Genomic DNA, 26727 nt, shown 5'->3' with positions numbered 1-26727 from the left:
GGGGGGGGCGCGGGGGGCCGGGGCGCGGCCCGCCCCCCCCGCCCCGCCCCCCCCCCCCCCCCCCCGGGGGGGGGGGCCCCCCCCCCCCCCCGGACCCGTTTCCCGGACGACGTCCCTCTCCACGAACGGAACCCCGCCATGCCCGTCCAGCGCCTGAACCACGCCGTCCTGTTCGTCTCCGACCTGGAGCGCAGCCTCGCCTTCTACCGGGACGTGCTCGGCTTCCGGCCCTTGCCGCAGGCGTTCCCCGGAGCGGCCTTCCTCCGGGCGGCGGGCTCCGCGATCACACGGTCTGGCAGCGGGTCTCCGGCACGCCGGACCAGGAGGACACCACGGACCCGGACGGCACCACGGACCCGGACGGTGTCACAGCCGCTCGATGATCGTCACGTTCGCCTGGCCGCCGCCCTCGCACATCGTCTGGAGGCCGTAGCGGCCTCCGGTGCGCTCCAGTTCGTGGAGCAGGGTGACGGCCAGCTTGGTGCCGGTCGCGCCGAGGGGGTGGCCGAGGGCGATGGCGCCGCCGTTGACGTTGACCTTCTCCGGGTCGGCGCCGGTCTCCTTCAGCCAGGCCAGGACGACCGGGGCGAACGCCTCGTTGATCTCGACGAGGTCGATGTCGTCGAGGGTCATGCCGGCCTTCTTCAGCGCGTACGCCGTCGCCGGGATCGGCGCGGACAGCATCCGGATGGGGTCCTCGCCGCGCACCGAGAGGTGGTGGATGCGGGCGCGCGGGGTGAGGCCGTGCTCGCGCACGGCCCGCTCGCTCGCGAGCAGCATGGCGGAGGCGCCGTCGGAGACCTGGGAGGAGACGGCGGCGGTGATCCGTCCGCCCTCCACGACCGGGTTGAGTCCGGCCATCTTCTCCAGGGAGGTGTCCCGGCGCGGGCCCTCGTCGGTGGTGACGTCGCCGTACGGGACGATCTCGCGGTCGAAGCGGCCCTCGTCGATGGCGCGGATCGCCCGCCGGTGCGAGCGGAGCGCGAACTCCTCCATGTCCCGGCGGGAGATGCCCCACTTCTCGGCGATCAGCTCGGCGCCGTGGAACTGGTTGACCGGCTGGTCGCCGTAGCGCGCCCGCCAGCCCGCGGAGCCGGCGTAGGGGCCCTCGGTGAGGCCCAGCGGGGCGGCCGCCTGGCGGCTGGCGAAGGCGATGGGGATCATCGACATGTTCTGCGTACCGCCGGCGACGACCAGGTCCTGGGTGCCGGAGAGGACGCCCTGGGCGGCGAAGTGCAGGGCCTGCTGGGAGGAGCCGCACTGCCGGTCCACGGTGACGCCCGGCACCTCCTCGGGCAGTCCGGCCGCCAGCCAGCAGGTGCGGGCGATGTCGCCGGCCTGCGGCCCGACGGTGTCCAGGCAGCCGAGGACGACGTCCTCGACGGCCGCCGGGTCGACGCCCGAGCGGTCCATCAGGGCCTTCAGGGCGTGCGCGCCGAGGTCGGCCGGGTGGACGGCGGACAGTCCGCCGTTGCGCCGGCCGACCGGGGTGCGGACGGCTTCGACGATGTATGCCTCGGGCATGGTGACTCCTCATTCGTACGGTTCGTGCGTCCGTTGTCCGTCACGGAGGGCGATGCCCTCCAGCACCATCGAGAGGTACTGGCGGGCGATCTCCTCCGGGCTGTGCTGGCCGCCCGGCCGGTACCAGGACGCGGCGACCCAGACGGTGTCGCGCACGAAGCGGTAGGTGAGCCGGACGTCGAGGTCGGTGCGGAAGTCCCCGGAGGCCGCGCCGGACTCCAGGGTGCGGAGCCAGGCGTGCTCGAACCGCCGCTGGGCGTCGGCGAGATAGCCGAAGCGCGGCTGGTCCCGCAGCTGCCCGGACTCCTTCTGGTAGATGGCGACGGCGGCACGGTGCCGGTCGATCTCCCGGAACGATTCGGTGACGAGGGCCTCCAGGGTCTGCCGGGGGCCCAGGCCGGCGGCGAGCACGCCGTCGTACCGGGTCCACAGGTCGTCGAGGAAGCCGGAGAGGATCTCGTCGAGCATCGACTCCTTGGAGTCGAAGTGGTAGTAGAGGCTGCCCGCGAGGAGTCCGGCCGCGTCGGCGATCCGGCGGACGGTGGTGGCGTCGTACCCCTGGGCGGCGAACACCTCGGCGGCCGTGTCCAGGAGTTCGCGGCGCCGCTCGGGCGCCGGTCTCACGGGTGCTGGCTGCTGACCGAGAGGACCTCGCCGGTGAGGTAGGACGAGTACCCGCTGGCGAGGAAGACGATGACGTTGGCGACCTCCCACGGCTCGGCGTACCGGCCGAACGCCTCGCGGGAGGTGAGCTCCTCGAGGAGTTCGGGGGTGGTGACCTTCACCAGGTGGGGGTGCATGGCGAGGGACGGGGAGACGGCGTTGACGCGGACGCCGTACGCGGCGGCCTCCAGCGCGGCGCAGCGGGTGAGGGCCATGACGCCGGCCTTGGCGGCGGCGTAGTGGGCCTGGCCCTTCTGGGCGCGCCAGCCGATCACCGAGGCGTTGTTGACGACGACGCCGCCGGCGCCGGCGGCCTTCATCCGGCGCAGGGCGGCGCGGGTGCAGCGGAAGGTGCCGTTGAGGGTGACGTCGAGGACCTTGTCCCACTGTTCGTCGGTCATGTCGACGAGGTCGGCGGTGCCGCCGAGTCCGGCGTTGTTGACGACGATGTCGAGGCGTCCGTGCCGCTGCTCGGCGAGGTCGAGGAGGGCGGACACCTGGGTCTCGTCGGTGACGTCGCAGGGCAGGGCGGCCACCCGGTCGGCGCCGAACCCGGCGGCCAGTTCGGCCTCGGTCTCCTTGAGGCGGCGGGCGTGGGCGTCGGAGATCACGACCCGGGCGCCCTCCTCCAGGAGGCGGCGGGCGGTGGCGCCGCCGATGCCGGCGCCCGCCGCGGCGGTGACGACGGCGGCGCGGCCGGCGAGGAGTCCGTGGCCGGGGACGTACGGGGGTGGGGTGCCGGTCACGGGCGGGCCTCCTTGGGCAGGCCGAGGACGCGCTCGGCGATGATGTTGCGCTGGATCTCGTTGGAGCCGGCGTAGAGGGTGTCGGCGCGGGAGAAGAGGTAGAGGCGCTGCCAGTCGGTGAGGTCGTACGGTTCCCCGGCGGCGAGCATGCCGTCGGCGCCGCAGACGTCCATGGCGAGTTCGCCGAGTTCGCGGTGCCAGGTGGCCCAGAAGATCTTGTTGATGGACGCCTCGGGTCCGGGGGCTCCGGAGGCGACGCCGCCGAGCATCCTGAGGGCGTTGAAGCGGATGGTCTCCAGTCCGGTCCAGGCGCGGGCGATCCGGTCGCGGACGAGGGGGTCGGCGGCGGCTCCGTTCCGCTTGGCCAGGTCGATCACGGCCTCCAGTTCGCGGCGGAAGCCGACCTGCTGGCCGAGGGTGGAGACGCCGCGCTCGAAGCCGAGGGTGGCCATGGCGACCTTCCAGCCGTCGCCGGGGGCACCGACGAGGTGGCCGGCGTCGGTCCTGGCGCCGTCGAAGAACACCTCGTTGAACTCGGAGGTGCCGGTGAGCTGGACGATCGGCCGGATCTCGACGCCGGGGGCGTCCAGCGGGACGAGGAGGTAGGAGAGGCCGCGGTGGCGGGTGGAGCCGGGTTCGGTGCGGGCGACGACGAAGCACCAGTCGGCCTCGTGGGCGCCTGAGGTCCACACCTTCTGTCCGGTGACCACCCACTGGTCGCCGTCCCGTGCGGCGCGGGTGCGGACGCCCGCGAGGTCGGAGCCGGCGTCGGGCTCGGAGTAGCCCTGGCACCAGAGTTCGTCGACGGCGACGATCCGGGGCAGGAAGCGGGCGCGCTGGGCCGGGGTGCCGAAGGCGATGAGGGTCGGCCCGAGGAGCTGTTCGCCGATGTGGCCGACGCGCGCGGGGGCGTCGGCGAGGGCGTACTCCTCGTGGAAGGCGACCTGTTCCTCCAGGCTCGCGCCGCGGCCGCCGTACTCCTTCGGCCAGCCGACGCAGGTCCATCCGTGGGCGGCCATGTGCCGTTCCCAGGCGAGGCGTTCGGGGTGCGCCTCGTGCTCGCGTCCGGGGCCGCCGCGGCCGCGCAGGGCCGCGAACTCTCCGGTGAGGTGGGCCCGCAGCCAGCCGCGGACCTCCCTGCGGAACTCCTCGACGTTGCTCATGGCCGTACGTTAACCTACCAAACACTTGTTAGGGAAGGAGGGCGGATGTCCGCTGCCCGCACCACGTCCGAGCCCGTCCGCTACGAACGGCGCGGCCCCGTCGCCGTCGTCACCATGGACCGGCCCGAGTACCGCAACGCCCAGAACTCCGCGATGACCTACGCCCTCGACCGCGCCTTCTACCGCGCGGCCGACGACGACGAGGTCAAGGTCGTCGTCCTCGCCGGCGCCGGCGAGCACTTCTCCGCCGGCCACGACATCGGCACCCCCGAGCGCGACGCGCACCTGCCCTTCGAGCGCAGGGCCGGCCTCTGGTGGGACCACTCGGACAAGGAGGGCGCGGAGAGCCGCTTCGCCCGCGAGTCCGAGGTCTACCTGGGCATGTGCCGGCGCTGGCGCGAACTGCCCAAGCCGGTCGTCGCGTCGGTGCAGGGCGCCTGCGTCGCCGGCGGCCTGATGCTCGCCTGGATCTGCGACCTCGTCGTCGCCTCCGAGGACGCCTTCTTCGCCGACCCGGTGGTCCGCATGGGCATCCCCGGCGTCGAGTACTTCGCCCACCCCTGGGTGATGCCGCCCCGGATCGCCAAGGAGTTCCTGTACACCGGCGACCGGATGAGCGCCCGCCGCGCCCACGAGGTCGGCATGGTCAACCGCGTCGTCCCCCGCGCCGAACTCGAAGACCGGACCATGGAACTGGCCCACCGGATCGCCGAGATGCCCCGCATGGGGCTCGCGCTCACCAAGCGCGCCGTCAACCAGGCCGAGGACCTCCAGGGCCTGCACACCGGCATGGACTCCGTCTTCGGACTGCACCACCTCGCGCACGCGCACAACGCCGAGACCGCCCGCGACGCGCTCGGCGGCATGGACATCCGTTCGATGAAGGCGGCGGGAGCCTGATGGACCTCGACTTCTCCGCGGCGGACGACGCCTTCCGGACCGAGGCACGCGCCTGGCTCGCCGACCGCGTGCCCGCCACCCCCCTGCCCTCCCTGGAGACCGCCGAGGGCTTCGCCGCCCACCGCGCCTGGGAGGCCGAACTCGCGGCCGACCGCTGGTCGGTGGTCTCCTGGCCCGAGGAGTACGGCGGCCGCGGCTCCTCCGTCCTCCGCTGGCTGGTCTTCGAGGAGGAGTACTACGCCGCGGGCGCCCCCGGCCGGGTCAGCCAGAACGGCATCAACCTGCTCGCCCCCACCCTCTTCGAGCACGGCACCGCCGAGCAGCGCGCCCGCGTCCTGCCCCCGATGGCGTCCGGCGAGGTCATCTGGGCCCAGGCCTGGTCCGAGCCCGAGTCCGGCTCCGACCTCGCGAGCCTGCGCTCCACCGCCGTCCGCACCGACGGCGGCTGGCTGCTGCGCGGCCAGAAGACCTGGTCGTCCCGCGCCGCCTTCGCCGACCGCGCCTTCGGCCTCTTCCGCAGCGACCGGGGGACCGACCGGCCGCACCGGGGACTGACCTACCTCATGTTCCCGCTCGACGCGGAGGGCGTCACCGTGCGCCCCGTCGGCCGGCTCGACGGCAAGCCCGCCTTCGCCGAACTCTTCCTCGACGACGTCTTCGTCCCCGACGAGGACGTCATCGGCGCCCCCGGCGACGGCTGGCGGGTCGCCATGAGCACCGCCGGGAACGAACGCGGACTGACCCTGCGCAGCCCCGGCCGGTTCTCCGCCGCCGCCGACCGGCTCACCGCCCTCTGGCGCGAGCGCGCCGACCCCGCCGACACCGCCGTCCGCGACCGCGTCGCCGACGCCGTCATCGGCGCCCGCGCCTACCGCCTGTTCACCTACGCCAACGCCTCACGGCTCGCCGCCGGCGGCTCGATCGGCGCCGAGTCCAGCCTCAACAAGGTCTTCTGGTCCGAGCTCGACATCGCCCTCCACGAGACCGCCCTCGACCTGCTCGGACCCTACGGCGAACTCTCCGACGAGGCCCCGGAGGCACCCGCGCACGGCGGCTGGGCCGAGGGCCACACCTTCTCCCTGGCCGGACCGATCTACGCCGGGACCAACGAGATCCAGCGCGACATCATCGCCGAGCGGCTGCTCGGCCTGCCGAAGGGACGCCGGTGATGCGCTTCCTGCTCGACGACGAACAGCGGGAGTTCGCCCGCACCCTGGACACCCTGCTGACGGCGGCCGACACCCCCGCGGCCGCGCGGGCCTGGGCGGCCGGCGACCACGCCCCGGGGCGCGCCCTCTGGACCCGGCTCGCCGAGACGGGCGTCTTCGCGCTCGCCGTACCCGAGGCGTACGACGGCGTGGGACCGCTGCCGGTGGAACTGGCCGTCGCCTTCACCGAGCTCGGCCGGCACGCCGTCCCCGGCCCCCTGGTCGAGACGGTCGCCGCGGCCGCGCTCCTCGACCGGCTCGGCGACAAGGCCGCGGCCGCCGCGTGGCTGCCCCGGCTCGCCGCCGGCGAGGCGACCGCCTCCCTGTGCGTCCCGGACCTCACCGGCCCCTACGCGCTCGACGCGGACACGGCCGACGCCGTGCTCGTCGCCGACGGCGACACCGTGCGCCTCGCCGCCACGGCCGGTCCCGTCCAGCCCTCCGCCGACCCGGCCCGCCGGCTGGCCCGCCCCGCCGGCGGCACCGTCCTGGCCCGGGGCCCCGAGGCGGCCGCCGCCACCGGGTACGCCACCGAGGTCGCCGCCCTCGCGACCGCCGCCCAGTCACTGGGCCTCGGCCGGGCCCTGCTCGACCGGACGGTCGCCTACGTCCGGCAGCGCACCCAGTTCGGCGTGCCCATCGGCTCGTTCCAGGCCGTGAAGCACCGGCTGGCCGACACCCTCCTCGCCCTGGAGTTCGCCCGGCCCCTGCTGTACGAGGCCGCGCTGACCCTGGCCGCGCACGGGACGGCCCCCCGGGAGATCGCCGCCGCCAAGGTCACCGCGGGCGAGGCCGCCCACGCCGCCTCCCGCACCGCCCTCCAGCTCCACGGCGCCGTCGGCTACACCGAGGAGCTGGACCTCTCCCTGTGGATCCGCAAGGCACGCCCGCTCCGCGACGCCTGGGGGTCCCCCGCCTCCTGTCGCGCCCGCGTCCTCGCCCCCTGACCCCCTCCCCACCGCACCCGGGAGCCCCATGTCCCCCGCACCCTCCCCGCTCACCCCCGACAGCGTCCCCGACCCGGCCCTGCTGCGCCGGGTGGCGCTGTCGAGCCTGCTCGGCACCGTCATCGAGTACTACGACTTCCTGCTGTACGGCACGATGGCGGCGCTCGCCTTCGGCCCGCTGTTCTTCCCCGGCGACGACCCGCTCACCGGCACCATCGCCGCCTTCGGGACGCTGGCCGCCGGCTATGTGGCCCGGCCGCTCGGCGGCGCCGTCTTCGGGCACTTCGGCGACCGCCTCGGCCGCAAGTCCATGCTCGTCCTCACGATGGTGCTGATGGGCGTCGCCAGCTTCCTCATCGGCGTGCTGCCGACGTACGGGACCATCGGCGTCGCCGCCCCCGTCCTCCTGGTGCTCTTCCGCGTCGTGCAGGGCATCGCCATCGGCGGCGAGTGGGCGGGGGCGACCCTCATGGTCGTGGAGCACGCCGACCCGCGCCGGCGCGGCCTGTGGAGCGGCCTCATGCAGATGGGCTCGCCGCTCGGCTTCCTCCTCTCCACCGTCGCCGTCACCCTGGTCTCGCTGCTCCCCCGCGCCGCCTTCCTGGAGTGGGGCTGGCGGCTGCCGTTCCTGTTCAGCGCGGTGCTCCTCGCCGTCGGCCTGTATGTGCGGCTCTCCGTGACGGAGAGTCCGCTCTTCCGGCGGTCGGCCGGGCGGAGCGGCGCGGCGGGGGCCGCCGAGGTGCCGCTGGCGCGGGTGCTGCGCCGGCCCCGGACCCTGGTGCTCGCCTGCGGGGTGGGCATCGGCCCGTTCGCCCTGACCGCGCTGATCAGCACGTTCATGCTCACCTACGCCACCGGCATCGGGTACACCACCGCGCAGGTGATGACCGGCCTGGTCTTCACCTCGCTCGCCGGTCTGGTCGCCATCCCGCTGTTCTCCGCGCTCTCCGACCACGTCGGACGCCGGGCCGTCGTGCTCGGCGGAGCCGCCGGTGTCGTCGTGCTGGCCTTCCCGGTCTACGCGCTCGTCGACACGAGGGTGCCCGCGCTGCTGGTCGCGGGCATGGTCCTCGGGCAGCTCGTCCAGTCCGCGATGTACGCGCCGCTCGGTCCGCTGCTCTCCGAGCTGTTCGGCACCCGGGTCCGCTACACCGGGGCCTCGCTCGGCTACCAGCTGGCCGCCCTGGTCGGCGGCGGGTTCACCCCGCTCCTCGCCGGCGGCCTGCTCGCGGACCGCGCCGGCAGCGCCCCCCTGGCGGTGCTCGCCGTCGTCTGCGGTCTGGTGACCGCGCTGGCGATCCGGCGCACGGCCGAGACCCGGGGCCGGGACCTCTCCGAGGAGGACCCGGAGCCTTCGGGGAGCACCACCGCACCCGCCGTCGAGAAGGGAGCAGAGGCATGAGGTTCACCGAGGAGCAGGAGGAACTGCGCACGGCAGTGCGGCAGTTGCTCCTGCGGCATCCCGGCGAGGCGGCCTGGCGGCCGCTGTCCGAGCAGATCGGCGTCGCGGGGCTGGCCGTCCCCGAGGAGTACGGCGGCGCCGGCTGCGGGGCCGTGGAGGTCCATGTGGTGATGGAGGAGCTGGGCCGGGAGCTGAGCCCCGTCCCGTACCTCGGCTCCGCGGTGCTCGCGGTGCAGGCGCTGCTGGCCTCCGGCGACTCCGGGGAGTGCGCCGCGCTGCTGCCGGGGCTGGTCTCGGGCGAGGCGACGGCGGCCCTGGCCTGGGCCGAGGGCGGCTCCTGGGCCCCGGAGGCGGTGCGCGCCGAGGCCGTCCCCGGCCCCGGGGGCGGCTGGCGGCTCACCGGGGTGAAGGAGCACGTGCTCGACGGGGCACGCGCCGGGACGCTCCTGGTGGCCGCCCGGACGCCCGCCGGGGTGTCGCTCTTCGCGGTGCCCGGCGACGCGCCGGGTGTCGGCCGCGAGGAGCCGGTCCCGATGGACACCACCCGGGCGCAGGCGCGGGTGGTGCTCGACGGGGCGGAGGGCCGGCCGGTCGGCACGGACGGCGACGGCGGCCGGGTGCTGCGGCACGTCCTCGACGTGGCCTGTACGGCGCTCGCCGCCGAACAGGTCGGCGCGGCGGCACGGTGCCTCGAACTCACGGTGGCGTACGCCGGGGAGCGGGTGCAGTTCGGGCGCCCGATCGGCTCCTTCCAGGCGGTGAAGCACCGGCTCGCGGACGCGTACGTCCGGGTGGAGTCGGCGCGCTCCGCCGCACTCGGTGCCGCCTTCGCCGTCGCGGACGGCGTGCGCGGGCCGGAGCTGACGCGGCTCGCCGCCACGGCCGGGTCGGTCTGCTCGGAGGCGTTCTCGGAGGTGGCCGGCGAGATGATCCAGCTGCACGGCGGGATCGGCATCACCTGGGAGCACGACGCCCATCGCTACTTCAAGCGGGCGCACGGCTCCGGGCGGCTCTTCGGCCCGCCGCACTGGCACCGCTCCCGGCTGGCCGCCGCGCTCGGCCTGCCGGATCCGGTCCCCGACGGCCGTCGTCCGGTCAGCCGTTGATGGAGAAGAAGATGGTGTCGTGGGTGTACCAGTCGTATCCGCGCGCCTTGGTGGACTCCCACTCCTGGTGCTCGAACTCCAGCTTCTCGATGAGGAGGTCGAGGTCGTAGACGAAGTCCGGGTCGATCTTGTCGCGGACGGCCCGGTAGGCGTCGACGGCCGGCTTCGCCTGGGCGAGCGGCAGCATCCCTATGTCGGGGCCGTCGATCGCGTAGGGGATGTAGAAGGGGATCTCGTCCGGCGGGCCGGAGAAGAGGTAGCCGTGCGGCAGCAGGTCGGCCGGCACGCCGTGCTGCTTCAGCTGCTCGTCGAGGAGGCTGAAGAAGGTGCTGGGCTTGGAGTAGACGCCCAGGTCGGAGGGATCGGACCCGCAGTAGTCGATGATGTGCTGGAGCGCCCGTGCGTACGCCTTGCCGGCGTACGTCCCCTCCGCGTCGGCGCGGCCCTCGATCAGGTGCTGCAGCGCCTCGGGGATGGACAGGCCCCAGTCGAGGTCCTGGTGGTCGAGGTCGCGCTGGCTGGCCTCGGCCCGCTCGCGCATCATGGCGAGCACGCGCCGCTGCTCGTCGGTGAGACGCTCCGCCGCTCCGAGGTAGGCGACGGCCTCGGCGCGGTCGCCGGTGGTGTACGAGATGATTCGGCTCATGATCGACATGCTGTCACGCGGCACTGACAACGCCCCCTCGGCCGAAGCCGAGGGGGTGTCGCGGGTGGTGACGCGGGGTCAGCCGGCGAGCAGCTGCAGGGTGTCGATGACGCGGTTCGAGAAGCCCCACTCGTTGTCGTACCAGGCGACGACCTTCACGTGGCGGCCGTCGACGCGGGTGAGGGCGGCGTCGAAGATGGAGGAGTGCGGGTTGCCGGTGATGTCGGAGGAGACCAGCTCGTCCTCCGAGTACTCCAGGACGCCGGCGAGCTTGCCCTCGGCGGCCTTGCGGTAGGCGTCGAGGATCTCGTCGCGGGTGACCTCGCGGGAGACGGTCGTGTTGAGCTCGACGATCGAGCCGACCGGCACGGGCACGCGGATGGAGTCGCCGGAGAGCTTGCCGTCCAGCTGCGGCAGGACCAGGCCGATAGCCTTGGCGGCGCCGGTGCTGGTGGGCACGATGTTGACGGCGGCGTTGCGGGCACGGCGGGCGTCGCGGTGCGGGCCGTCCTGGAGGTTCTGCTCCTGGGTGTAGGCGTGCACGGTCGTCATGAAGCCGTGCTCGATGCCGGCCAGCTCGTCGAGGACGGCGGCCAGCGGGGCGAGCGCGTTGGTGGTGCAGGAGGCGTTGGAGACGATCGTGTGCAGCTCGGCGTCGTAGGTGTCGCTGTTCACGCCGTAGGCGAGGGTGACGTCGGCACCGTCGGAGGGGGCGCTGACGAGGACCTTCTTGGCACCGGCGTCGAGGTGGAGGCGGGCGTCCTTGGCGCTGGTGAAGCGGCCGGTGGCCTCCAGGACGATGTCGACGCCCAGCTCGGCCCAGGGGAGGTTGGCCGGCTCGCGCTCGGCGAGGACCTTGATGCGGCGGCCGTCCACGACGAGGGTGTCGCCGTCGACGGAGACCGGGCGGCCGAGGCGGCCGGAGGTGGAGTCGAAGGCGAGGAGACGGGCGAGCGCCTTGGGCTCGGTGAGGTCGTTGACGGCGACGACCTCCAGCGTGGTGTCGCGCTCCAGGAGGGCGCGGAGCACGTTGCGGCCGATGCGACCGAAACCGTTGATGGCGATGCGAGTCATGATGCGGGGTCCCTTCCGTTTCTTCGTGACCCAGCCTCGCGCGCCGAGCCCCCGCGCGGCAGGGGCGAGATCGCCATGGTCCGCAAGGATCGTGCCAAGATCTGGCGATCCGGCCCAGGTGAGGGGCTCAGTCGCCCTGGGTGAAGGTGCGCCGGTAGTCGCTGGGGGTGGTGCCGAGGATCCGCTGGAAGTGCATCCGCAGGTTGGCGCCGGTGCCGAGGCCGGTCTCGGCGGCGATCTGCTCGACGCCGAGTTCGGACCGTTCGAGCAGCTCACGGGCGCGGTCGACGCGGGCGCGCAGCAGCCACTGCATGGGGGTGTAGCCGGTCTCCTCGACGAAGCGCCGGGAGAAGGTGCGCGGCGAGACGGCGGCGTGCCGGGCGAGGACGTCGAGGGTGAGGGGTTCGTCGAGGTGGTGCAGGACCCATTCGCGGGTGGCGGCGAACCGCTCGCCGTGCGGTTCGGGGACGCTGCGGGGCACGTACTGGGCCTGGCCGCCGCTGCGGTAGGGGGCGGCGACGAGCCGGCGGGCGGCGTGGTTGGCGGCGCCGACGCCGAGGTCGCCGCGGAGGATGTGCAGGCACAGGTCGATGCCGGAGGCGGCGCCCGCGGAGGTGAGGACGCTGCCCTCGTCGACGAAGAGGACGTTCTCGTCGACCTGGATCAGGGGCCACTTCTCGGCGAGGGCGCGGGCGTAGTGCCAGTGGGTGGTGGCCCGCCGTCCGTCGAGGAGGCCGGTGGCGGCGAGCGCGAAGGCGCCGGTGGAGATGGCGGCGAGCCGCGCCCCGCGCGCGTGGGCGGCGATCAGGGCTTCGACGACCTCCCGGGGCGGGTCCTCGCGGTCGGGGAAGCGGTAGCCGGGGACGAAGACGATGTCCGCCCAGCCGAGGGCGTCGAGGCCGTGGGCGACGTTGTAGGAGAGTCCGTCGCCGCCGGTGACCAGGCCCGGGGTGGCGCCGCAGACGCGGACTTCGTAGGGCATGCTCGCGCGGGTCGTGAACACCTGGGCGGGGATGCCGACGTCGAGGGGTTTGGCGCCTTCGAGGACGAGGACGGCGACGCGGTACAGACGGGTGGGTGGCACGTCACGAGCCTACGCGGCGCCCGCGCCGGGGTCGCTCAGCCGTTCGGGAGGACGACCGCGCGGCCTTCGATCCGGCCGGCGCGCAGCCGCTCGTACGCCCCGGGAGCCTCGTCGAGGCCGTAGGTCTCGGTGTGGACGTCGAGGGCGCCGGCGCGGGCCAGGTCGAGGACCTCGACGAGTTCGGCGCGGGTGCCCCAGTACGGGGAGGCGACGCTCGCCTCGTACGGGAGGGCGCCGAAGCCGACCGGGAGGGTGCCGCCGCCGAGGCCGACGATGGTGACGTCGCCCTCGACCGCGGCCATCTCCCCGGCGGAGGCGGTGGTGGGCGGGGCGCCGACGAAGTCGAGGACGAGCTCGGCGCCGCGGCCGCCGGTCATGGCGCGGACGGTGTCGGCGGCGGAGGAGTCGGAGCGCACGGTCTCGTGGGCGCCGACGGTCCGGGCGAGGGCGAGCTTCTCGTCGGCGACGTCGAGGGCGACGACCCGGGCGGGGCTCAGGGCGCGCAGCAGCTGGACGGCGACGTGCCCGAGGCCGCCTGCGCCGATGACGACGGCGGTGGAGCCGGGGACGAGCTTCGGCAGGGAGCGTTTGACGGCGTGGTACGGGGTGAGGCCGGCGTCGGTGAGCGGGACCGCCGCCACCGGGTCGAGGCCGCCGAGCGGGACGAGGTGGCGGGGGCTGTCGACGAGCAGGTGCTCGGCGATGGCGCCGGGGGCGCCGAGGCCGGGCGGGCGGATGCCGAGTTCGGCGGCGCGCAGGCAGTAGTTCTCCTTGCCCTGGGCGCACATCCAGCAGTTCCCGCAGCCCCAGGGTCCGTAGACGGCGACGGCGTCGCCCTCGGCGAAGCCGGTGGCGCCGTCGCCGAGGGCCACGACGGTGCCGACGCCCTCGTGCCCGAGGGTGAGGGGCAGCGGGAACGGCAGCTGTTCGGCGGGCCAGCTCATGACGGCGATGTCGGAGTGGCAGACACCGGCGGCGGTGACCTTGAGCAGGACCTGTCCGGGGCCGGGTTCCGGGTCGGGGACGGTGACCACTTCGGGGGCGGCACCCACGGTGCGGTACTGCAGTGCCTTCATGGCGCGGTCCTTTCCGGCGTGGCCGCTGGGGGCGGCTCGGCCGCGGGGCGGACCGGGCGCGCCGTCTCCAGGGTGCGGCCGGTCCGCCGGACGCGCGCGGCGGCGGGACCCGGCGCACGGTCAGGCGCGCAGCGTGTACCAGGGGCGGTCGGCGTGCTCCGCCGGGGTGCCGTCGAGGATCCGCGCGGTGCGCTCCGCCGGGTCGAGGAGCACGGTCGCGAGGCTGGCCCAGCGGCGGCCGAGCGGGGCCTGCGGGTCGGGCACGCAGGTGACGGGGGGTTCGCCGGGGCCGGTGACGAGGAGCCGCAGCAGGTCGTCGTGGCCGGTGGCGGGCGTGCGGTCGAGGCGGTCGCGGAGGAAGGCGTACCGCTCTCCCGAGTCGGGCTGGTAGAGCCAGGTCTTCTCGTGGCGGGCGGGCCGGGGGCTGAGGAAGTGGTTGGTGCGCAGATGGGTGGCGTCGGCCGTCGGCGGGACCTCGAAGACCCCTTCGGGGCTGAGGTCGAGGAGGACGGCGCTCGACCGGTCGAAGAGGAGGAAGGAGCCGGAGGAGGCGAGCGGCGCGGAGCGGATCAGCGCGACGGCGTGGGCGGCGTCGTCGGCCTCTTCGAGGACGAGGGCGGCGAGGACGTGCACGGGGAGGCCGCCGGCGCGGTCGTCGCGGTGGCCGAGGATGTTGAAGTGGAGGGCGAGCCCGGCGCTGTTGACGCCGATCTTGGCGAGGATGCCGTGCTCGGTGAGGCCGACGTACCGGTGGGCGCCGCCGGCGGAGTCGACGGTGTGCCAGGAGGAGCCGAGTTCGACGTGCCAGTCCCAGGTCTGGACGCCGAGGTGGGTGGTGCCGCCGCCGGGGGCGGCGACGCGGCGGACGACGGTGGAGCACTCGCCGGGCGGGACGGCGCGGCTCCGGGCCAGGATCTCGGTGCGGGCGTTGAGCGCGGCGACCCGCCACGGCTCGACGCCCGCTCCCCGCGCGATCCCCTCGATCTGTTCGCGCAGCGCGGGCCGGAAGGCGTCGATCGCGTCGAGGGCCCGGCGGGCGTCGTCCTCGACGGTCGGCCGGGGGATCTCCGCGAGGGCGAACAGCCGGTCGTAGACGTCGAGCGCGGCCCGCAGTCCCTCGCCGAGCCGCGCTCCCCGCTGCCGTCCCCGTTCGCGCGGGTCGACGGCGTCGACGGCCACGTGGAGCCGCTGCTCGGGGCGGGGGAAGGCGGAGAGGGGCATGGGCGGGCTCCCTGGGCGGAGTGCGGGACGAAACCATTATTGGCTGTACGACCAATAAGTTGCGGCCCATCCAACAGCCCGCCCCTCCCGACCGTCAAGCCACCCGCGCACGCGCACGCGCACACGCGGACACGGGAGCCCGCACACGGGGGTGCGGGCGCGCTCAGGCCGCGCAGGACGGGCAGCGGCCCCGGTAGGTGACGTCCACCTTGGAGACGGTGAAGCCGTAGCGCTCGGAGTCGGGGAGGGCGGCCAGCGGGTCGCCGGAGGGGCGGACGTCGCGGATGGTGCCGCACTCCGTGCAGACCAGGTGCTGGTGCGGGTGGCGGGCGTTGGGGTCGTAGCGCTTCGCGCGGCCGTCGGTGGATAGCTCCACCACCTCGCCGAGGGAGACCAGTTCGCCCAGGGTGTTGTAGACGGTCGCCCGGGCGATCTCCGGAAGTCGCTCCACGGCGCGCGCGTGCACCTCGTCGGCGGTGAGGTGCACGTGTTCGCCGGCGAGGACCTCCGCGACGACTCGCCGCTGCGACGTCATCCGCCAGCCGCGGGCCCGCAGCCGCTCCAGCAGGTCACTCATAGGGGCCTACCCGTTCCTTCTCGGCGAGGCCCGGCACGCGCGGGGAGTCCAGTCCCCGGGGCCGGCGTCCCCACTTTGGCGTTGTTCTTGACTTGGACTTCGTCCATTGTAGGATCAGTTTTGTTGATGGCCAAGGGACAGGAAGAGTCCGGCACGGCGGGAGACGAGGACGTGACGTACCGCCTCCGGGGAACATCCCGGGCGGTACCGCTTCGTCGGGTCCCCGTGTCCGCGACCTTCCCGCGCGTGTCCGGAAGGAATACCCATGTCTGAGAACCTCGATGCACCCGGCGGCGACGTGAAGGCCGAGGGCGCGGGCGGCTGCCCGGTCGCCCACGGGCGCGCCGCACACCCGACCCAGGGCGGCGGCAACCGCCAGTGGTGGCCGAACCGGCTGAACCTGCGGATCCTGGCCAAGAACCCGGCCGTGGCCAACCCGCTCGGCGAGGACTTCGACTACGCCGAGGCGTTCAAGGCGCTGGACCTCGCCGCCGTGAAGCAGGACATCGCCGAGGTCCTCACGACCTCCCAGGACTGGTGGCCGGCCGACTTCGGCCACTACGGCCCCTTCATGATCCGCATGGCCTGGCACAGCGCGGGCACCTACCGCATCAGCGACGGCCGCGGCGGCGCCGGCGCCGGCCAGCAGCGCTTCGCCCCGCTCAACAGCTGGCCGGACAACGGCAACCTGGACAAGGCCCGCCGCCTGCTGTGGCCGGTGAAGAAGAAGTACGGCCAGTCCCTCTCCTGGGCCGACCTCATGATCCTCACCGGCAACGTCGCCCTGGAGACCATGGGCTTCGAGACCTTCGGCTTCGCCGGCGGCCGCGAGGACGTGTGGGAGGCCGACGAGGACGTCTACTGGGGCCCCGAGACCACCTGGCTCGGCGACGAGCGCTACTCGGGCGACCGCGAGCTGGAGGAGCCCCTCGGCGCCGTCCAGATGGGCCTCATCTACGTCAACCCCGAGGGCCCCAACGGCAACCCGGACCCGATCGCCGCGGCCCGCGACATCCGCGAGACCTTCCGCCGGATGGCGATGAACGACGAGGAGACCGTCGCCCTCATCGCCGGCGGCCACACCTTCGGCAAGGCGCACGGCGCCGGCCCGGCCGACAACGTCGGCGCGGACCCGGAGGCGGCCCCGATCGAGGCCCAGGGCTTCGGCTGGGCGAGCAGCTACCGCTCCGGCAAGGGCGCCGACGCCATCACCAGCGGCCTGGAGGTCACCTGGACCTCCACGCCCACCCAGTGGAGCAACGGCTTCTTCGCGAACCTCTTCGAGTACGACTACGAGCTGACGAAGAGCCCCGCGGGCGCCCACCAGTGGGTCGCCAAGGACGCCGAGGCGATCATCCCGGACGCGTACGACCCGGAGAAGAAGCACCTCCCGACCATGCTCACCACCGACCTGGCGCTCCGCTTCGACCCGGTCTACGAGCAGATCTCCCGCCGCTTCTACGAGAACCCCGACCAGTTCGCGGACGCCTTCGCCCGCGCCTGGTACAAGCTCACCCACCGCGACATGGGCCCGGTCGTCCGCTACCTCGGCGCCGAGGTCCCCTCGGAGGAGCTGGCCTGGCAGGACCCGCTGCCGGCCCGGACGCACGAGCTGGTCGACGCGGCGGACATCGCCTCCCTCAAGGAGGAGATCCTCGCCTCGGACCTGACGGTCGCCCAGCTGGTCGGCGCCGCCTGGGCCGCCGCCTCCTCCTTCCGCGGCAGCGACAAGCGCGGCGGCGCCAACGGCGGCCGCATCCGCCTGGAGCCCCAGCGGAGCTGGCAGGTCAACAACCCGGACGACCTCGCCCAGGTCCTGCGCGTCCTGGAGGGCGTCCAGGAGTCCTTCAACACCGGCCGGACCGACGGCAAGCAGGTCTCCCTCGCCGACCTCGTGGTCCTCGCGGGCTCCGCGGCCGTCGAGAAGGCCGCCGCCGACGCCGGCCGGACCGTCGAGGTGCCGTTCACCCCGGGCCGCGTGGACGCCGGCCAGGAGCAGACGGACATCGAGTCCTTCGCCGCCCTGGAGCCGCAGGCCGACGGCTTCCGCAACTACCTCGGCAAGGGCGTCCGCCTCCCCGCCGAGTACCTGCTCGTCGACCGCGCCAACCTGCTCACCGTCAGCGCCCCCGAGCTGACCGTCCTCGTCGGCGGCCTGCGCGTCCTGGGCATCACCCAGCCGCAGACCTCCCTCGGCGTCCTCACCGACAAGCCGGGCACCCTGACGAACGACTTCTTCGTCAACCTGCTCGACCTGGGCACCACCTGGTCGGCCGTCTCCGGCGACGCGAACACCTTCGAGGGCCGCGACGACGCGACCAACGAGGTCAAGTGGACCGGCACCCGCGCCGACCTGGTCTTCGGCTCGAACTCGGAGCTCCGCGCCCTCGCCGAGGTCTACGCGAGCGACGACGCCGCGGACAAGTTCGTGACGGACTTCGTCGCGGCCTGGACCAAGGTCATGGACCTGGACCGCTTCGACCTGCGCTGACCCGCACCGGACCCGCCGGGACCGGCCGCCCAGAACCGGCCGCCCCGGCACCCCGCGCCCCCGTGACGTCCCCCCGTCACGGGGGCGCCCCCTTCCCCGGACGCTCCCGCGCGGGGCGGCCCGACCGGCCGAGCTGCCGGGCCCGCGGACCGGGGCTATCGTCCAGGCATGCAGCCGACCGCCGCCCGCCCCCTGCTCCTCTTCGCGCTGCGGGACCCGCGCGTGGTGGACGTCGTCGGCGGGATGCTGCGGGAGCAGGGCCACGACGTGCTCCACACCACGGACGGCCCCACCACCCGGCGCGCCCTGCGCTCCCGCCGCCCGCAGGGCGTGCTGCTCAGCCTGGACCTGCCCCGCTCCGACCCCTGGCAGCTGCTCACCGAGCTGCGCGCGCACGACCACGGGATGCCCATCGTCGTCACCGCGCCGGTGTACGTGGAGGTCGACGCGGCCCGCGCCTACCGCCTCGGCGCCGACGACTACGTCACCTACGCCCTCTCCCGGGAGCAGGGCCTCCCCCGCCTCGCCGCCCGCTTCCGCCGCCTGCTGCCGCGCCCCGAGGCGCCCGCCGGCACCGGAGCGGCGGAGCGCGTCATGATCGACCGCGCCGCGCACACCGCGACCGTGGCGGGCCGGCCGCTCGACCTCAGCCCGCTGGAGTTCGACCTCCTCGCCACCCTGGCCGCCCGCCCCGAACAGGTGCTGAGCCACGCCCAGTTGCTGCGCGAGGTGTGGGGCGCCCGCGAGGACGGCGACCCGGGCCGGGTGAAGTACACCGTGCTGCGGCTGCGGCGGAAGATCGCCGCCGCCACCGGGGGCCGCAGCGGCATCTCCACCGTCCGGGGCGTCGGCTACCGCTACCACCCGGTCGACTGACCCGGCGCGGCCGGGACCTTCGCCACCCCGGCCCGGGCCCTCCGTCCCCTTTCCCGCCCCTCCCCCGGCTCGCAACCGAGCCGCACCGCCCGTACACCCGTCCCGCAACCCGGCCACACCACCGTGGAAGGACGAAAAGGACGAACGGTACGCAAGGAGGGCCCGATGCGCGTGGTGGCCGTGGTGCCCGCGCACAACGAGCAGGACCGCCTGGTCGCCACGCTCGCCGGCCTGTACCGGCAGCGGCGCGTGCCGGACCGGATCGTGGTGGTCGCCGACAACTGCACCGACCTGACCGCCGCGCTCGCGGAGCGCTGCGGCGCCGAGGTGTTCGTGCCGGTGGACAACCGGGACAAGAAGGCCGGCGCCCTCAACCAGGCGCTGCCCGGGCTCCTCGACGGACTGGGCGAGGACGACCTGGTCCTGGTCCAGGACGCGGACACCGTCCTGAACCCCGGGTTCGTGTCCGGCGCCGTCGACACCCTCGCGGAGGACGACGGCGTCGGCGCGGTCGGCGGCATCTTCTACGGCGAGGAGGGCGGCGGGCTGCTCGGACTGCTCCAGCGGATGGAGTACGAGCGCTACGCCCTGGAGGTGCACCGCAAGGGGAACAAGGCCGTGGTGCTCACCGGCACCGGCACCGTCTTCCGGGCCCGGGTGCTGCGCGAGGTCCGCGCCGCCCGCCGCGCGGGGGTCATCGGCGGCGGGGACGGCCACTACAGCCTGGCCTCGCTCACCGAGGACGACGAGATCACCAAGGCGGTCAAGACGCTGGGGTACCGCACGGTCTCCCCCGACGCCTGCTGGCTCGTCACCGAGGTGATGCCGACGCTGCCCAAGCTCTGGCACCAGCGGATGCGCTGGCAGCGCGGGGCGCTGGAGAACCTGCGCGACTACGGTCTGAACCGGGTGACGCTGCCGTACTTCGGACAGCAGCTGATGCTGGGCGTCGGCGCCCTCGCCCTCGCGCTCTTCCTGACCTTCACCGTGCTCATGCTCGCGACCCACGGCTGGCAGGGCTTCTCGCCGTTCTGGACGGCGATCACCCTCCTCTTCGTCCTGGAGCGGACCCTGACGGTCCGCCGGGCGGGCCGCAGGGCCGTGCTCCTCGCCCTGCCGCTCGTCCCCGAGCTGCTGTACGACGCGTTCCGCCAGCTGGTGTTCGTGAAATCGCTGATCGACCTGGTCCTGCGCCGGCAGGAACGCTGGGTCGCCACCTGACGGCCCCCGGGCCGGAGAAAGGAATCCTCATGTACGGAAAGCCCATCGGTGCCGGCGCGGTCGGCGGCGGAGGCGCCGGGCTCGCCGCGACCGGCGGCGGCCTCTCCCCGCTCGCCGTCCTCGGCCTCGTCGTGGCGGCGACCACCCTGATCGCCGCCGGACTGGCGCTGCGCAGTCTGGTCCCCGTCATCCGCGGCGGCGGGCCCGACCGGCGCCCCTGACCCGGGGCACGGGGGGGGGTCAGCGGGGGTCGAGGAGGCCCAGGAGGTGGACGACCGCCTCGGCCACGGCCGTACGGGCCGGGGTGAGGTAGCGGCGCGGGTCCACCTCGGCGGGGTGGCCGGCGAGGTGGTCGCGGACGGCGCGGGTGAACGCCTTGTTGAGGTGGGTGGAGACGTTCACCTTGGTCATGCCGGCGGCGACGGCCCGGGTGAGCAGGGCGTCGGGGACGCCCGAGGAACCGTGCAGCACGAGGGGGACGTCGACGGCGGCCCGGAGCCGGGCGATCAGGTCGAGGTCGAGGACCGCGTCCCGGGTGACCATCTGGTGGACGCTGCCGACGGCGACGGCGAGGGCGTCGACGCCGGTGGCGGCGACGAAGGCGCGCGCCTCCTCGGGGTCGGTGCGGACACCGGGGTCGTGGGCGCCGCCCTTGCCGCCGATCTCGCCGAGCTCGGCCTCGACCCGGACGCCGTGCCGGTGGCAGTGCTCGACGATCTCGCGGGTCGCGGCCACGTTCTCGTCGTACGGGAGCCGCGCGGCGTCGAACATCACGGAGCCCAGGCCGAGTTCCACGGCCTCGTGCACGAGGTCCGGGTTCTCGGCGTGGTCGAGGTGGACGGCGACGGGCGTCTTGGCGGCGCGGGCGAGGGAGAGCGAGGCGAGCGCGACGGGTTCGAGGGCGCCGTGGTAGCGGACGGTGTTCTCGCTGATCTGGAGGACGACGGGCCGGTCGGCCCGCTCCGCACCGGCCACGATGGCCTGCGCGTGCTCCAGCTGGAGGACGTTGAAGGCGCCCACACCGGCACCGGCGGCGCGCGCCCGCCGGACGATCTCGTGGGTCTGGGTCAGTGGCATGGTCCTGCTCCGTACTCCGGGACGAGAGGGGGATGCGGTGGGCTCAGGCGCCGGCGTCCGCGAGGACGACGGAGCGGGTGAGGTTGCGCGGGCGGTCGGGGTCGAGGCCCCGGGCCTCGGCGACGGCGACGGCGAGCCGCTGGGCCAGGACGAGTTCGGCGAGCGGGTCGAGGCCGCCGGCGACGAGGGTGCCGCCGACCGCCCGGATCTCCTCGGCGAGGCCGCCGGGCAGCGGGCCGAAGCTCCAGGCGACCCGGCCGGGGCCGGTGATGCTGATGGGGCCGTGGCGGTACTCCATCGCCGGGTACGCCTCCGTCCACGCGCCGGCCGCCTCGCGCATCTTGAGCCCGGCCTCCTGCGCGAGCCCGTAGGTCCAGCCGCTGCCGAGGAAGGTGAACTGCTCGGCCTCCCGGACGGCGTCCTCCAGCGGCCGGACGAGGGCCAGTTCGGCGTCGTCGGCGGCCCGGGCGACGGAGCCGACGCCCTCGGGGAGGGCGTCCTCTGCCTCCAGGTGGGCGCGGAGGAGGGCGAGCGCGGTGGTGGCGAAGCGGGTCTGGACGACCGACTCCTCGTCGGCGAAGTCGAGGACGGCGACGGCGTCCGCACCGTCCATCACCGGGGTGGTCGGGTCGGCGGTGATCGCGCTGGTGGCGACGGTGCCGTCGAGGCGGTCGAGGACCGCGAGGACCTCGCTGGTGGTGCCGGAGCGGGTGAGGGCGACGACCCGGTCGTAGCGGCGGGCGAAGGGGAAGCGGGAGGCGGCGAAGGCGTCGGTCTCGCCGTGCCCGCCGGCCTCGCGCAGGTCCGCGTACGCCTGCGCCATGAACCAGGAGGTGCCGCAGCCGATCACGGCGACGCGCTCGCCGCGCCGGGGCAGGGCGGGGGCGTGCCGGGGCAGGGTGCGGAGCGCTTCGCGCCAGACGGCGGGCTGGGTGGCGATCTCGGCGGTGGTACGGGAGGGGGCCATGCGCACTCCTTGCACGAAAGGGCGAGCATCGTTGCGTGAAGCTGCTCGGAACGAGCAGCATTCAAGCAGATGCAGTCACTCGACGACCAGGGCTCGGCAGCACCCCCGCCCTTCACTCTCCCCCTCCGGGATACCCGGCCGCCCTTATTGGTCACACCTGATACCAATCCCGGCACTGGTCGGACCACGGTGAACGAGGACGATCCCGCTGTTCACCAACCCCTTACCGCACGGGCGTATACCTTTGCGCCCCGCTCCCGCATCATGTCTGCCGACGTGCCGCAGGGGCACGCCGTGACAGGAGGGGCGGGGATGCTTCCCATCAGCCGCAGGGGATTCGTCGGCATCGGCGCGGGGCTCGGCGCCGGACTCGTCACGGGGGCCGCGCTGCCGCCGGCGTCGGCCTCGGCCGCCGCGCGGACCACGACCGGCACGCTGACCGACGTCCGCCACGTGGTGATCCTCATGCAGGAGAACCGCAGCTTCGACCACTACTTCGGGACGCTCCGCGGCGTACGCGGCTTCGGCGACCGGGCGGCGGGCAACATCCCCGGCGGCTGGAGCACCTTCCAGCAGCCCAACTGGGGCGGCCGGCAGTTCCCCTGGAAGCTGAGCGACACCCCTCCGGCCGGCGGAGTCGACGGCGAGACCCTCGCCCAGTGCAACGGCGACCTGCCGCACAGCTGGACCTCGCAGCACGCCGCCTGGAACAAGGGCCGGCTCGACAACTGGGTGACCGGCGTGGGCAACACCCGCACCCTCGGCCACCTCGACCGCGAGGACATCCCCTTCCACCACGCGCTCGCCGACCACTACACGATCTGCGACGCCTACTTCTGCTCCGCGCTCAGCGCCACCGGACCGAACCGCACCTTCCTGTGGAGCGGGAAGATCGACGCCTCCAGCAAGGACGGCGGCGACGAGTCGGGGCTGACCTGGGAGACGTACGCGGAGGCGCTCCAGCGGGCCGGGGTGAGCTGGCGGGTCTACCAGAACGCCCAGGACAACTACGGCGACAACGGCCTCGCGTACTTCAAGAGGTTCACCGACGCGCGGCCCGGCGACCCGCTGTACGACCGGGGCATGGCGTCGGTCCCGAAGGTCACCGGCTCGACCCCGGACGACATCGCCGCCGCGATCCGCGCCGACGTCGTCGCCGGCACCCTGCCGCAGGTCTCGTGGGTGGTGGCGAACGAGGCGTTCTCCGAGCACCCGTACGCGCCTCCCGGCGACGGCGCCCACTTCGTCGACCTGGTCTACCGCGCCCTGGCCGCGAACCCCGAGGTCTTCGACTCGACGGTGATGATCCTCAACTACGACGAGAACGATGGCTTCTTCGACCACGTGCCGCCGCCGGTGGCGCCGCCCGGCACGCCCGGCGAGTACCTGGACGGCGTGCCGATCGGCCTCGGCTTCCGGGTCCCCATGCTGGTCATGTCCCCGTGGACCCGGGGCGGCTGGGTCAGCTCCGAGGTCTTCGACCACACCTCGGTGCTGCGCTTCCTGGAGACCTGGACCGCCGCCCTCGGCACCCCGGCGACCTGCCCGAACATCAGCGCGTGGCGGCGGAGGGTGACCGGCGACCTGACCGGCGTCTTCGACTTCGCGAACCCGGTCTACGGGGTCCCCGCCGGCCTGCCGTCGACGGCGAAGGTGATCGGCATGGCCACCTGCGGCCCGCTGCCGAACCCTGCGCCACAGAACAACGCGCTGCCCGCCCAGGAGTCCGGCACCCGCCCGGCGCGGGCACTCCCCTACCAGCCGAACGGCAATCTGGACCGCTTCGAGTTCGGCGCCGCCGGCAAGATCCTCGCCTGGTTCTCCATGGCCAACACAGGTCCGCAGGCGCGCCGGGCCGCGCACTTCTCGATCCATCCGCACCAGTACCGCGACACGGCCGCCTGGCAGTACACGGTGGACCCGGGGACCACCTCGACGGACTACTTCAACATCGGGCTGGGCTCCGGCTCGGGGAAGTACGACATCTCGATGATGGGCCCGAACCGCTTCCTGCGCCGCTTCATCGGCGACGCCTCCAAGGCGGGCAAGGCGATCGAGGTGGCCGCCCGCTTCGCCACCGAGGCCGGCACCGGGAAGACCGCGATCTGGTTCAAGCTGACCAACACCTCGGCCGGACCGGTGACGTTCACCGTCCGCTCGAACGCCTACCGCGCGGACGGCCCGTGGACGTACACCGTGCCCGCCGGCTCGTCACGGGAGGACTACTTCAACGCGGTGGCGTACGCGGACGGCTGGTACGACTTCACGATCCTGGCCGACATCGACGGCACCTGGTCGCGCCGCTACACCGGCCACATCGAGACCGGCGCGCCCAGCGTCACCGGCTGACCGCCCGGCCCGCCCGGCGCCCGGCGCGCGGGGCCGGGCGGGGCGGGGCACCGGGGACGACGGATCGCGGTGGGGCGGTGGTCAGCGCCCGGCGAGGGCCGCGCGCCGGATCGTGGCGTCGAGGAGCGCGAGCGCGTCCTCGGCGGTCCGGCCCGGGGCCCGGTTCCAGGGTCCGATGAGCCCGTGCCAGCCCCGGGACCGCAGCTCGGCCATGATCCAGGCGCCGGCCTCGTTCATGGTCGAGGCGCTGCCGTGGCCGAGCCGGTGGGCGGCGAGCAGCGCACCGCAGACGCACCGGGCGCCGCGCGCGTCGCGCAGCCTGTACGGGGTGTTCTGCCAGCCCCATTCGGTCAGGACCCGGCGCGCGTACGCCAGGTGGACGGAGGGGCGGACGTCCGGGCGGCCGATCCTGCGCCAGACGTGCAGCCGGTCCGGGAGCGCAGCGCCGATCCGGCCGGGCAGCGGGCGTTCGGCGGGCGGGGCCGCCGGAAGCGCGTCGAGCGCCTGGGCGACGAGCCGGTCGACGGGGACGGACAGCAGACCCCGCCACGCCTCGGGGGCGGGCTCCGGGTCGGCTGGCGCGGGCGCGAGCAGCCGCTCCCAGGCGGCGCTCTCGTAGAGCCGGGCCGCCTCGCGGTCAAGGGCGTCGGGTTCCGGCAGCGTGAGGGACAGCGGGACAGTTGAGGACATTCCCCCATCATTGGCGATGAATGTCCGCTTTGCGGCGTACGCACCACCCACGTCACCCCTCGCCCGAGGGCATTACCCCGCACTGTTCCATCAAAGGAATCAGACGCCCTATTCGGACATTGCACCCGCCGTGACGCGACTCACTTTCTCCTCGCCGTCCGCGTGTCCCCTCCCGTCAGAAGCCGCCCGGCACAAGGGATTCCGGGAAGGCCGCCGGAACGGTCGATCTTGAATTCCGGCCCGGCGATCTCCCCCTTTCCATTTCCCGTTCTTTCGCATCTTGTTCCCCGCCGCATTTCTCGCCTACGGTCACCTCCATTCGGGCGGACCGCCGAATCCTGCCACCGCCCGAAAGACCTCCCATTGCACCCGACGGCAGGAGCGGGGGACCCACCACACCGCCGGTCCGGACCTCCGGAACGGCTCGGGGTGAAGCCGCGTGCGCGCGGCCGGACACCTCCCGTCCGAACCCGACAGCTCACCTCGCAGGCGCCGGAGAGGAAACCGTCATGCCCGCTCACGGCAAGCACCGCCGCCCCCGACGCCGCCCCGTCTCCCGAGGTCTCGCCTTCGCGGGCACCGGCGGAGTCGCCCTCGCCCTGCCCCTGGTCGTCCCCGCCGCCGCCGGCGCCGAGCCCCTCGCGCGGTCCGCCGCGCCGGCCGCCGCCGTCGCCGCTCCGACCGCCGGCACCACCGCCGTCACGCAGGCCGCCGCGGCCGCTCCCACCGCCCCGGCCGCCACCCGCGCGTACACCGTGGTGAAGGGCGACTCGCTTTCCCTGATCGCCCACCGAAAGGGAATTCAGGGCGGCTGGAAGGCGCTTTACCGGGCGAACAAGGCGACCGTCGGTGACAATCCGTCACTCATTCACCCGGGCCTCGAACTGACGATTCGTCGGGATTCCGCGAAGGCCGCCCCCGCACCGGCGAAGAAGGCCCGCAAGAGCACCGCGAAGCCCGCCGCCGCCGGTTCCGCCGAACGGGCGAGCCGGTCCGCGAACCGCACCGCCGCCCCCGCCGTGCAGACCCCGGCGGCCCAAACCCAGGCCCGGCCCGCCGCCGTGAAGGCCGCGCCCGCCGCCACCACCCGGTACGCCGACAACCTCGACGGCTGGATCCGCGAGTCGCTCGACGTCATGGCCCGCTACGGCATCCCCGGCACGTACGACGGCATCCTCCGCAACGTCATGCGCGAGTCCTCCGGCAACCCCCGCGCCATCAACCTCTGGGACTCGAACGCCGTCAAGGGCACCCCCTCCAAGGGCCTGCTCCAGGTCATCGACCCGACCTTCGCGGCCTACCACGTGCCGGGCACCTCGCTCGACCCGTACGACCCCGTCGCGAACATCACCGCCGCCTGCAACTACGCGGCCGACCGGTACGGCTCCATCGACAACGTCAACGGCGCCTACTGACCGTCCCCGCCGTCCACCGGCCCGAAGTGGCCGGTGAACCAGGCGGTGGCCAGCTCCGCCACCTGCTCCAGGGCGCCGGGCTCCTCGAAGAGGTGGCCGGCGCCCGGCACGACCTCCAGCCGGCTCTCGCAGCGCAGCAGCGCCTCGGCCCGCCGGTTGAGGTCCAGGACGAGGTCGTCGCTCCCGCCGACGATCAGCAGGGTCGGGGCCCGCACCGCGGCGAGCCGCTCCCCCGCCAGGTCGGGCCGGCCGCCCCGGGACACCACGGCGGCCACGTCGTCGCCCCCCCCCGGCCCCCCCCCCC

General features: G+C 74.0%; 24 protein-coding genes, 2 pseudogenes and 1 riboswitch. Of the genes and pseudogenes, 12 read left to right on the top strand and 14 right to left on the bottom strand.

The genetic code is table 11. The features are described 5' to 3' along the window. Window positions 1-138: 138 nt before the first annotated feature. A pseudogene (locus ACFW1I_RS28420) lies at window positions 139-279 on the top strand (VOC family protein); the annotation flags it as partial. Between the two features lie 87 nt (window positions 280-366). On the opposite strand, the gene ACFW1I_RS28415 reads toward ACFW1I_RS28420, so the two are convergent. Genes ACFW1I_RS28415 through ACFW1I_RS28400 form a run of 4 tightly spaced genes read right to left on the bottom strand, consistent with a single transcriptional unit; the run spans window position 367 to window position 4096 of the window. Then, on the bottom strand, window positions 367-1524 hold the full coding sequence (locus ACFW1I_RS28415; protein WP_384675197.1) for an acetyl-CoA C-acetyltransferase: 1158 nt from the start codon (window positions 1522-1524) through the stop codon (window positions 367-369). Window positions 1525-1533: 9 nt separating this feature from the next. Continuing rightward, window positions 1534-2148 (bottom strand): TetR/AcrR family transcriptional regulator, encoded by a 615-nt coding sequence (locus tag ACFW1I_RS28410; RefSeq protein ID WP_384675195.1) that lies wholly within the window; start codon window positions 2146-2148, stop codon window positions 1534-1536. Next, entirely contained in the window at window positions 2145-2933 is a 789-nt protein-coding gene (locus tag ACFW1I_RS28405) for an SDR family oxidoreductase (protein ID WP_384675193.1), read from the bottom strand. Before ACFW1I_RS28405 ends, ACFW1I_RS28410 begins: the two co-directional genes overlap by 4 nt. Next, window positions 2930-4096 carry an acyl-CoA dehydrogenase family protein gene (locus tag ACFW1I_RS28400; RefSeq protein ID WP_384675191.1) on the bottom strand — a complete coding sequence of 389 codons (1167 nt, stop codon included), beginning with the start codon at window positions 4094-4096 and terminating at the stop codon, window positions 2930-2932. Before ACFW1I_RS28400 ends, ACFW1I_RS28405 begins: the two co-directional genes overlap by 4 nt. A 45-nt stretch (window positions 4097-4141) precedes the next feature. Between ACFW1I_RS28400 and ACFW1I_RS28395 the strand changes: the two genes are divergently transcribed. The 5 genes from ACFW1I_RS28395 to ACFW1I_RS28375 are packed head-to-tail and all read left to right on the top strand — an operon-like array spanning window position 4142 to window position 9659. Continuing rightward, the gene (locus ACFW1I_RS28395) at window positions 4142-4996 is read left to right on the top strand and encodes an enoyl-CoA hydratase (protein ID WP_384675189.1); all 855 of its coding nucleotides are present in this window, start codon (window positions 4142-4144) and stop codon (window positions 4994-4996) included. Continuing rightward, the gene (locus tag ACFW1I_RS28390) at window positions 4996-6165 is read left to right on the top strand and encodes an acyl-CoA dehydrogenase family protein (protein WP_384675187.1); all 1170 of its coding nucleotides are present in this window, start codon (window positions 4996-4998) and stop codon (window positions 6163-6165) included. Before ACFW1I_RS28395 ends, ACFW1I_RS28390 begins: the two co-directional genes overlap by 1 nt. Beyond that, window positions 6165-7151 carry an acyl-CoA dehydrogenase family protein gene (locus tag ACFW1I_RS28385; protein ID WP_384675186.1) on the top strand — a complete coding sequence of 329 codons (987 nt, stop codon included), beginning with the start codon at window positions 6165-6167 and terminating at the stop codon, window positions 7149-7151. The genes ACFW1I_RS28390 and ACFW1I_RS28385 overlap by 1 nt, the downstream gene beginning before the upstream one ends. A gap of 28 nt (window positions 7152-7179) precedes the next feature. Continuing rightward, window positions 7180-8553, top strand: coding sequence for an MFS transporter (locus ACFW1I_RS28380; RefSeq protein WP_384675184.1), 1374 nt, complete (start codon window positions 7180-7182; stop codon window positions 8551-8553). Further along, the gene (locus tag ACFW1I_RS28375; RefSeq protein ID WP_384675182.1) at window positions 8550-9659 is read left to right on the top strand and encodes an acyl-CoA dehydrogenase family protein; all 1110 of its coding nucleotides are present in this window, start codon (window positions 8550-8552) and stop codon (window positions 9657-9659) included. The genes ACFW1I_RS28380 and ACFW1I_RS28375 overlap by 4 nt, the downstream gene beginning before the upstream one ends. On the opposite strand, the gene ACFW1I_RS28370 is transcribed toward ACFW1I_RS28375, so the two are convergent. From ACFW1I_RS28370 to ACFW1I_RS28345, 6 genes are all read right to left on the bottom strand, one after another. Then, on the bottom strand, window positions 9649-10305 hold the full coding sequence (locus tag ACFW1I_RS28370; RefSeq protein WP_384675180.1) for a hypothetical protein: 657 nt from the start codon (window positions 10303-10305) through the stop codon (window positions 9649-9651). The genes ACFW1I_RS28375 and ACFW1I_RS28370 overlap by 11 nt on opposite strands. 78 nt (window positions 10306-10383) lie before the next feature. Continuing rightward, on the bottom strand, window positions 10384-11379 hold the full coding sequence (gene gap, locus ACFW1I_RS28365; RefSeq protein ID WP_319008927.1) for a type I glyceraldehyde-3-phosphate dehydrogenase: 996 nt from the start codon (window positions 11377-11379) through the stop codon (window positions 10384-10386). A 127-nt stretch (window positions 11380-11506) separates the two neighbouring features. After that, the gene (locus ACFW1I_RS28360) at window positions 11507-12463 is read right to left on the bottom strand and encodes a GlxA family transcriptional regulator (protein ID WP_384675178.1); all 957 of its coding nucleotides are present in this window, start codon (window positions 12461-12463) and stop codon (window positions 11507-11509) included. A gap of 35 nt (window positions 12464-12498) precedes the next feature. After that, the gene (locus ACFW1I_RS28355; protein WP_384675176.1) at window positions 12499-13539 is read right to left on the bottom strand and encodes an NAD(P)-dependent alcohol dehydrogenase; all 1041 of its coding nucleotides are present in this window, start codon (window positions 13537-13539) and stop codon (window positions 12499-12501) included. A gap of 120 nt (window positions 13540-13659) precedes the next feature. After that, window positions 13660-14760, bottom strand: coding sequence for a C45 family autoproteolytic acyltransferase/hydolase (locus tag ACFW1I_RS28350; protein WP_384675174.1), 1101 nt, complete (start codon window positions 14758-14760; stop codon window positions 13660-13662). 163 nt (window positions 14761-14923) lie between these two features. Beyond that, window positions 14924-15337, bottom strand: a complete 414-nt coding sequence (locus ACFW1I_RS28345) for a Fur family transcriptional regulator (RefSeq protein WP_384675172.1) — start codon at window positions 15335-15337, stop codon at window positions 14924-14926. 265 nt (window positions 15338-15602) lie between these two features. Here ACFW1I_RS28345 and katG point away from each other — a divergent pair, with 265 nt between their 5' ends. From katG to ACFW1I_RS28325, 4 genes are all read left to right on the top strand, one after another. Then, the gene (katG, locus tag ACFW1I_RS28340) at window positions 15603-17828 is read left to right on the top strand and encodes a catalase/peroxidase HPI (protein WP_384675170.1); all 2226 of its coding nucleotides are present in this window, start codon (window positions 15603-15605) and stop codon (window positions 17826-17828) included. 168 nt (window positions 17829-17996) lie between these two features. Beyond that, the gene (locus ACFW1I_RS28335) at window positions 17997-18704 is read left to right on the top strand and encodes a response regulator transcription factor (RefSeq protein WP_384675168.1); all 708 of its coding nucleotides are present in this window, start codon (window positions 17997-17999) and stop codon (window positions 18702-18704) included. Window positions 18705-18869: 165 nt separating this feature from the next. After that, the gene (locus ACFW1I_RS28330) at window positions 18870-19925 is read left to right on the top strand and encodes a glycosyltransferase family 2 protein (RefSeq protein WP_384675166.1); all 1056 of its coding nucleotides are present in this window, start codon (window positions 18870-18872) and stop codon (window positions 19923-19925) included. A 29-nt stretch (window positions 19926-19954) separates the two neighbouring features. Then, on the top strand, window positions 19955-20146 hold the full coding sequence (locus ACFW1I_RS28325; protein ID WP_359164955.1) for a hypothetical protein: 192 nt from the start codon (window positions 19955-19957) through the stop codon (window positions 20144-20146). 19 nt (window positions 20147-20165) lie between these two features. On the opposite strand, the gene ACFW1I_RS28320 is transcribed toward ACFW1I_RS28325, so the two are convergent. Both ACFW1I_RS28320 and ACFW1I_RS28315 read right to left on the bottom strand, forming a co-directional pair. Then, window positions 20166-21002 carry a ketose-bisphosphate aldolase gene (locus ACFW1I_RS28320; protein WP_384675163.1) on the bottom strand — a complete coding sequence of 279 codons (837 nt, stop codon included), beginning with the start codon at window positions 21000-21002 and terminating at the stop codon, window positions 20166-20168. Between the two features lie 43 nt (window positions 21003-21045). After that, entirely contained in the window at window positions 21046-21969 is a 924-nt protein-coding gene (locus tag ACFW1I_RS28315) for an SIS domain-containing protein (RefSeq protein ID WP_384675161.1), read from the bottom strand. 312 nt (window positions 21970-22281) lie between these two features. Between ACFW1I_RS28315 and ACFW1I_RS28310 the strand changes: the two genes are divergently transcribed. Then, a complete protein-coding gene (locus ACFW1I_RS28310; RefSeq protein WP_384675159.1) occupies window positions 22282-24318 on the top strand; it encodes a phosphocholine-specific phospholipase C in 2037 nt (678 codons plus the stop codon). 81 nt (window positions 24319-24399) lie between these two features. On the opposite strand, the gene ACFW1I_RS28305 is transcribed toward ACFW1I_RS28310, so the two are convergent. Then, on the bottom strand, window positions 24400-25008 hold the full coding sequence (locus tag ACFW1I_RS28305; protein ID WP_384675157.1) for a hypothetical protein: 609 nt from the start codon (window positions 25006-25008) through the stop codon (window positions 24400-24402). A gap of 319 nt (window positions 25009-25327) precedes the next feature. Then, a riboswitch (cyclic di-AMP (ydaO/yuaA leader) is annotated at window positions 25328-25513 on the top strand. A gap of 4 nt (window positions 25514-25517) precedes the next feature. On the opposite strand from ACFW1I_RS28305, the gene ACFW1I_RS28300 reads away from it, so the two are divergent. Then, a complete protein-coding gene (locus tag ACFW1I_RS28300) occupies window positions 25518-26423 on the top strand; it encodes a transglycosylase SLT domain-containing protein (protein ID WP_384675155.1) in 906 nt (301 codons plus the stop codon). Here ACFW1I_RS28300 and ACFW1I_RS28295 read toward each other — a convergent pair. Then, window positions 26417-26727: pseudogene (locus ACFW1I_RS28295) on the bottom strand (phosphoribosyltransferase); the annotation flags it as partial. The gene ACFW1I_RS28300 and the pseudogene ACFW1I_RS28295 sit on opposite strands and share 7 nt — an antisense overlap.

The organism is Streptomyces sp. NPDC058955 (assembly GCF_042741435.1).
In the GTDB taxonomy this organism is placed as follows: domain Bacteria; phylum Actinomycetota; class Actinomycetes; order Streptomycetales; family Streptomycetaceae; genus Streptomyces.
Note: the sequence above shows the minus strand (reverse complement) of the source record. Positions and strands in the feature narration are given on the sequence as shown.

Coding starts and splice junctions, on each gene's coding strand:
- ACFW1I_RS28400 (WP_384675191.1), bottom strand. CDS start 4,096: ATGAGCAACGTCGAGGAGTTCCGCAGGGAGGTCCGCGGCTGGCTGCGG.
- gap (WP_319008927.1), bottom strand. CDS start 11,379: ATGACTCGCATCGCCATCAACGGTTTCGGTCGCATCGGCCGCAACGTG.
- ACFW1I_RS28385 (WP_384675186.1), top strand. CDS start 6,165: ATGCGCTTCCTGCTCGACGACGAACAGCGGGAGTTCGCCCGCACCCTG.
- ACFW1I_RS28310 (WP_384675159.1), top strand. CDS start 22,282: ATGCTTCCCATCAGCCGCAGGGGATTCGTCGGCATCGGCGCGGGGCTC.
- ACFW1I_RS28355 (WP_384675176.1), bottom strand. CDS start 13,539: ATGAAGGCACTGCAGTACCGCACCGTGGGTGCCGCCCCCGAAGTGGTC.
- ACFW1I_RS28345 (WP_384675172.1), bottom strand. CDS start 15,337: ATGAGTGACCTGCTGGAGCGGCTGCGGGCCCGCGGCTGGCGGATGACG.
- ACFW1I_RS28335 (WP_384675168.1), top strand. CDS start 17,997: ATGCAGCCGACCGCCGCCCGCCCCCTGCTCCTCTTCGCGCTGCGGGAC.
- ACFW1I_RS28315 (WP_384675161.1), bottom strand. CDS start 21,969: ATGGCCCCCTCCCGTACCACCGCCGAGATCGCCACCCAGCCCGCCGTC.
- ACFW1I_RS28390 (WP_384675187.1), top strand. CDS start 4,996: ATGGACCTCGACTTCTCCGCGGCGGACGACGCCTTCCGGACCGAGGCA.
- ACFW1I_RS28330 (WP_384675166.1), top strand. CDS start 18,870: ATGCGCGTGGTGGCCGTGGTGCCCGCGCACAACGAGCAGGACCGCCTG.
- ACFW1I_RS28305 (WP_384675157.1), bottom strand. CDS start 25,008: ATGTCCTCAACTGTCCCGCTGTCCCTCACGCTGCCGGAACCCGACGCC.
- ACFW1I_RS28350 (WP_384675174.1), bottom strand. CDS start 14,760: ATGCCCCTCTCCGCCTTCCCCCGCCCCGAGCAGCGGCTCCACGTGGCC.
- ACFW1I_RS28415 (WP_384675197.1), bottom strand. CDS start 1,524: ATGCCCGAGGCATACATCGTCGAAGCCGTCCGCACCCCGGTCGGCCGG.
- ACFW1I_RS28320 (WP_384675163.1), bottom strand. CDS start 21,002: ATGCCACTGACCCAGACCCACGAGATCGTCCGGCGGGCGCGCGCCGCC.
- katG (WP_384675170.1), top strand. CDS start 15,603: ATGTCTGAGAACCTCGATGCACCCGGCGGCGACGTGAAGGCCGAGGGC.
- ACFW1I_RS28375 (WP_384675182.1), top strand. CDS start 8,550: ATGAGGTTCACCGAGGAGCAGGAGGAACTGCGCACGGCAGTGCGGCAG.
- ACFW1I_RS28380 (WP_384675184.1), top strand. CDS start 7,180: ATGTCCCCCGCACCCTCCCCGCTCACCCCCGACAGCGTCCCCGACCCG.
- ACFW1I_RS28300 (WP_384675155.1), top strand. CDS start 25,518: ATGCCCGCTCACGGCAAGCACCGCCGCCCCCGACGCCGCCCCGTCTCC.
- ACFW1I_RS28325 (WP_359164955.1), top strand. CDS start 19,955: ATGTACGGAAAGCCCATCGGTGCCGGCGCGGTCGGCGGCGGAGGCGCC.
- ACFW1I_RS28370 (WP_384675180.1), bottom strand. CDS start 10,305: ATGAGCCGAATCATCTCGTACACCACCGGCGACCGCGCCGAGGCCGTC.
- ACFW1I_RS28395 (WP_384675189.1), top strand. CDS start 4,142: ATGTCCGCTGCCCGCACCACGTCCGAGCCCGTCCGCTACGAACGGCGC.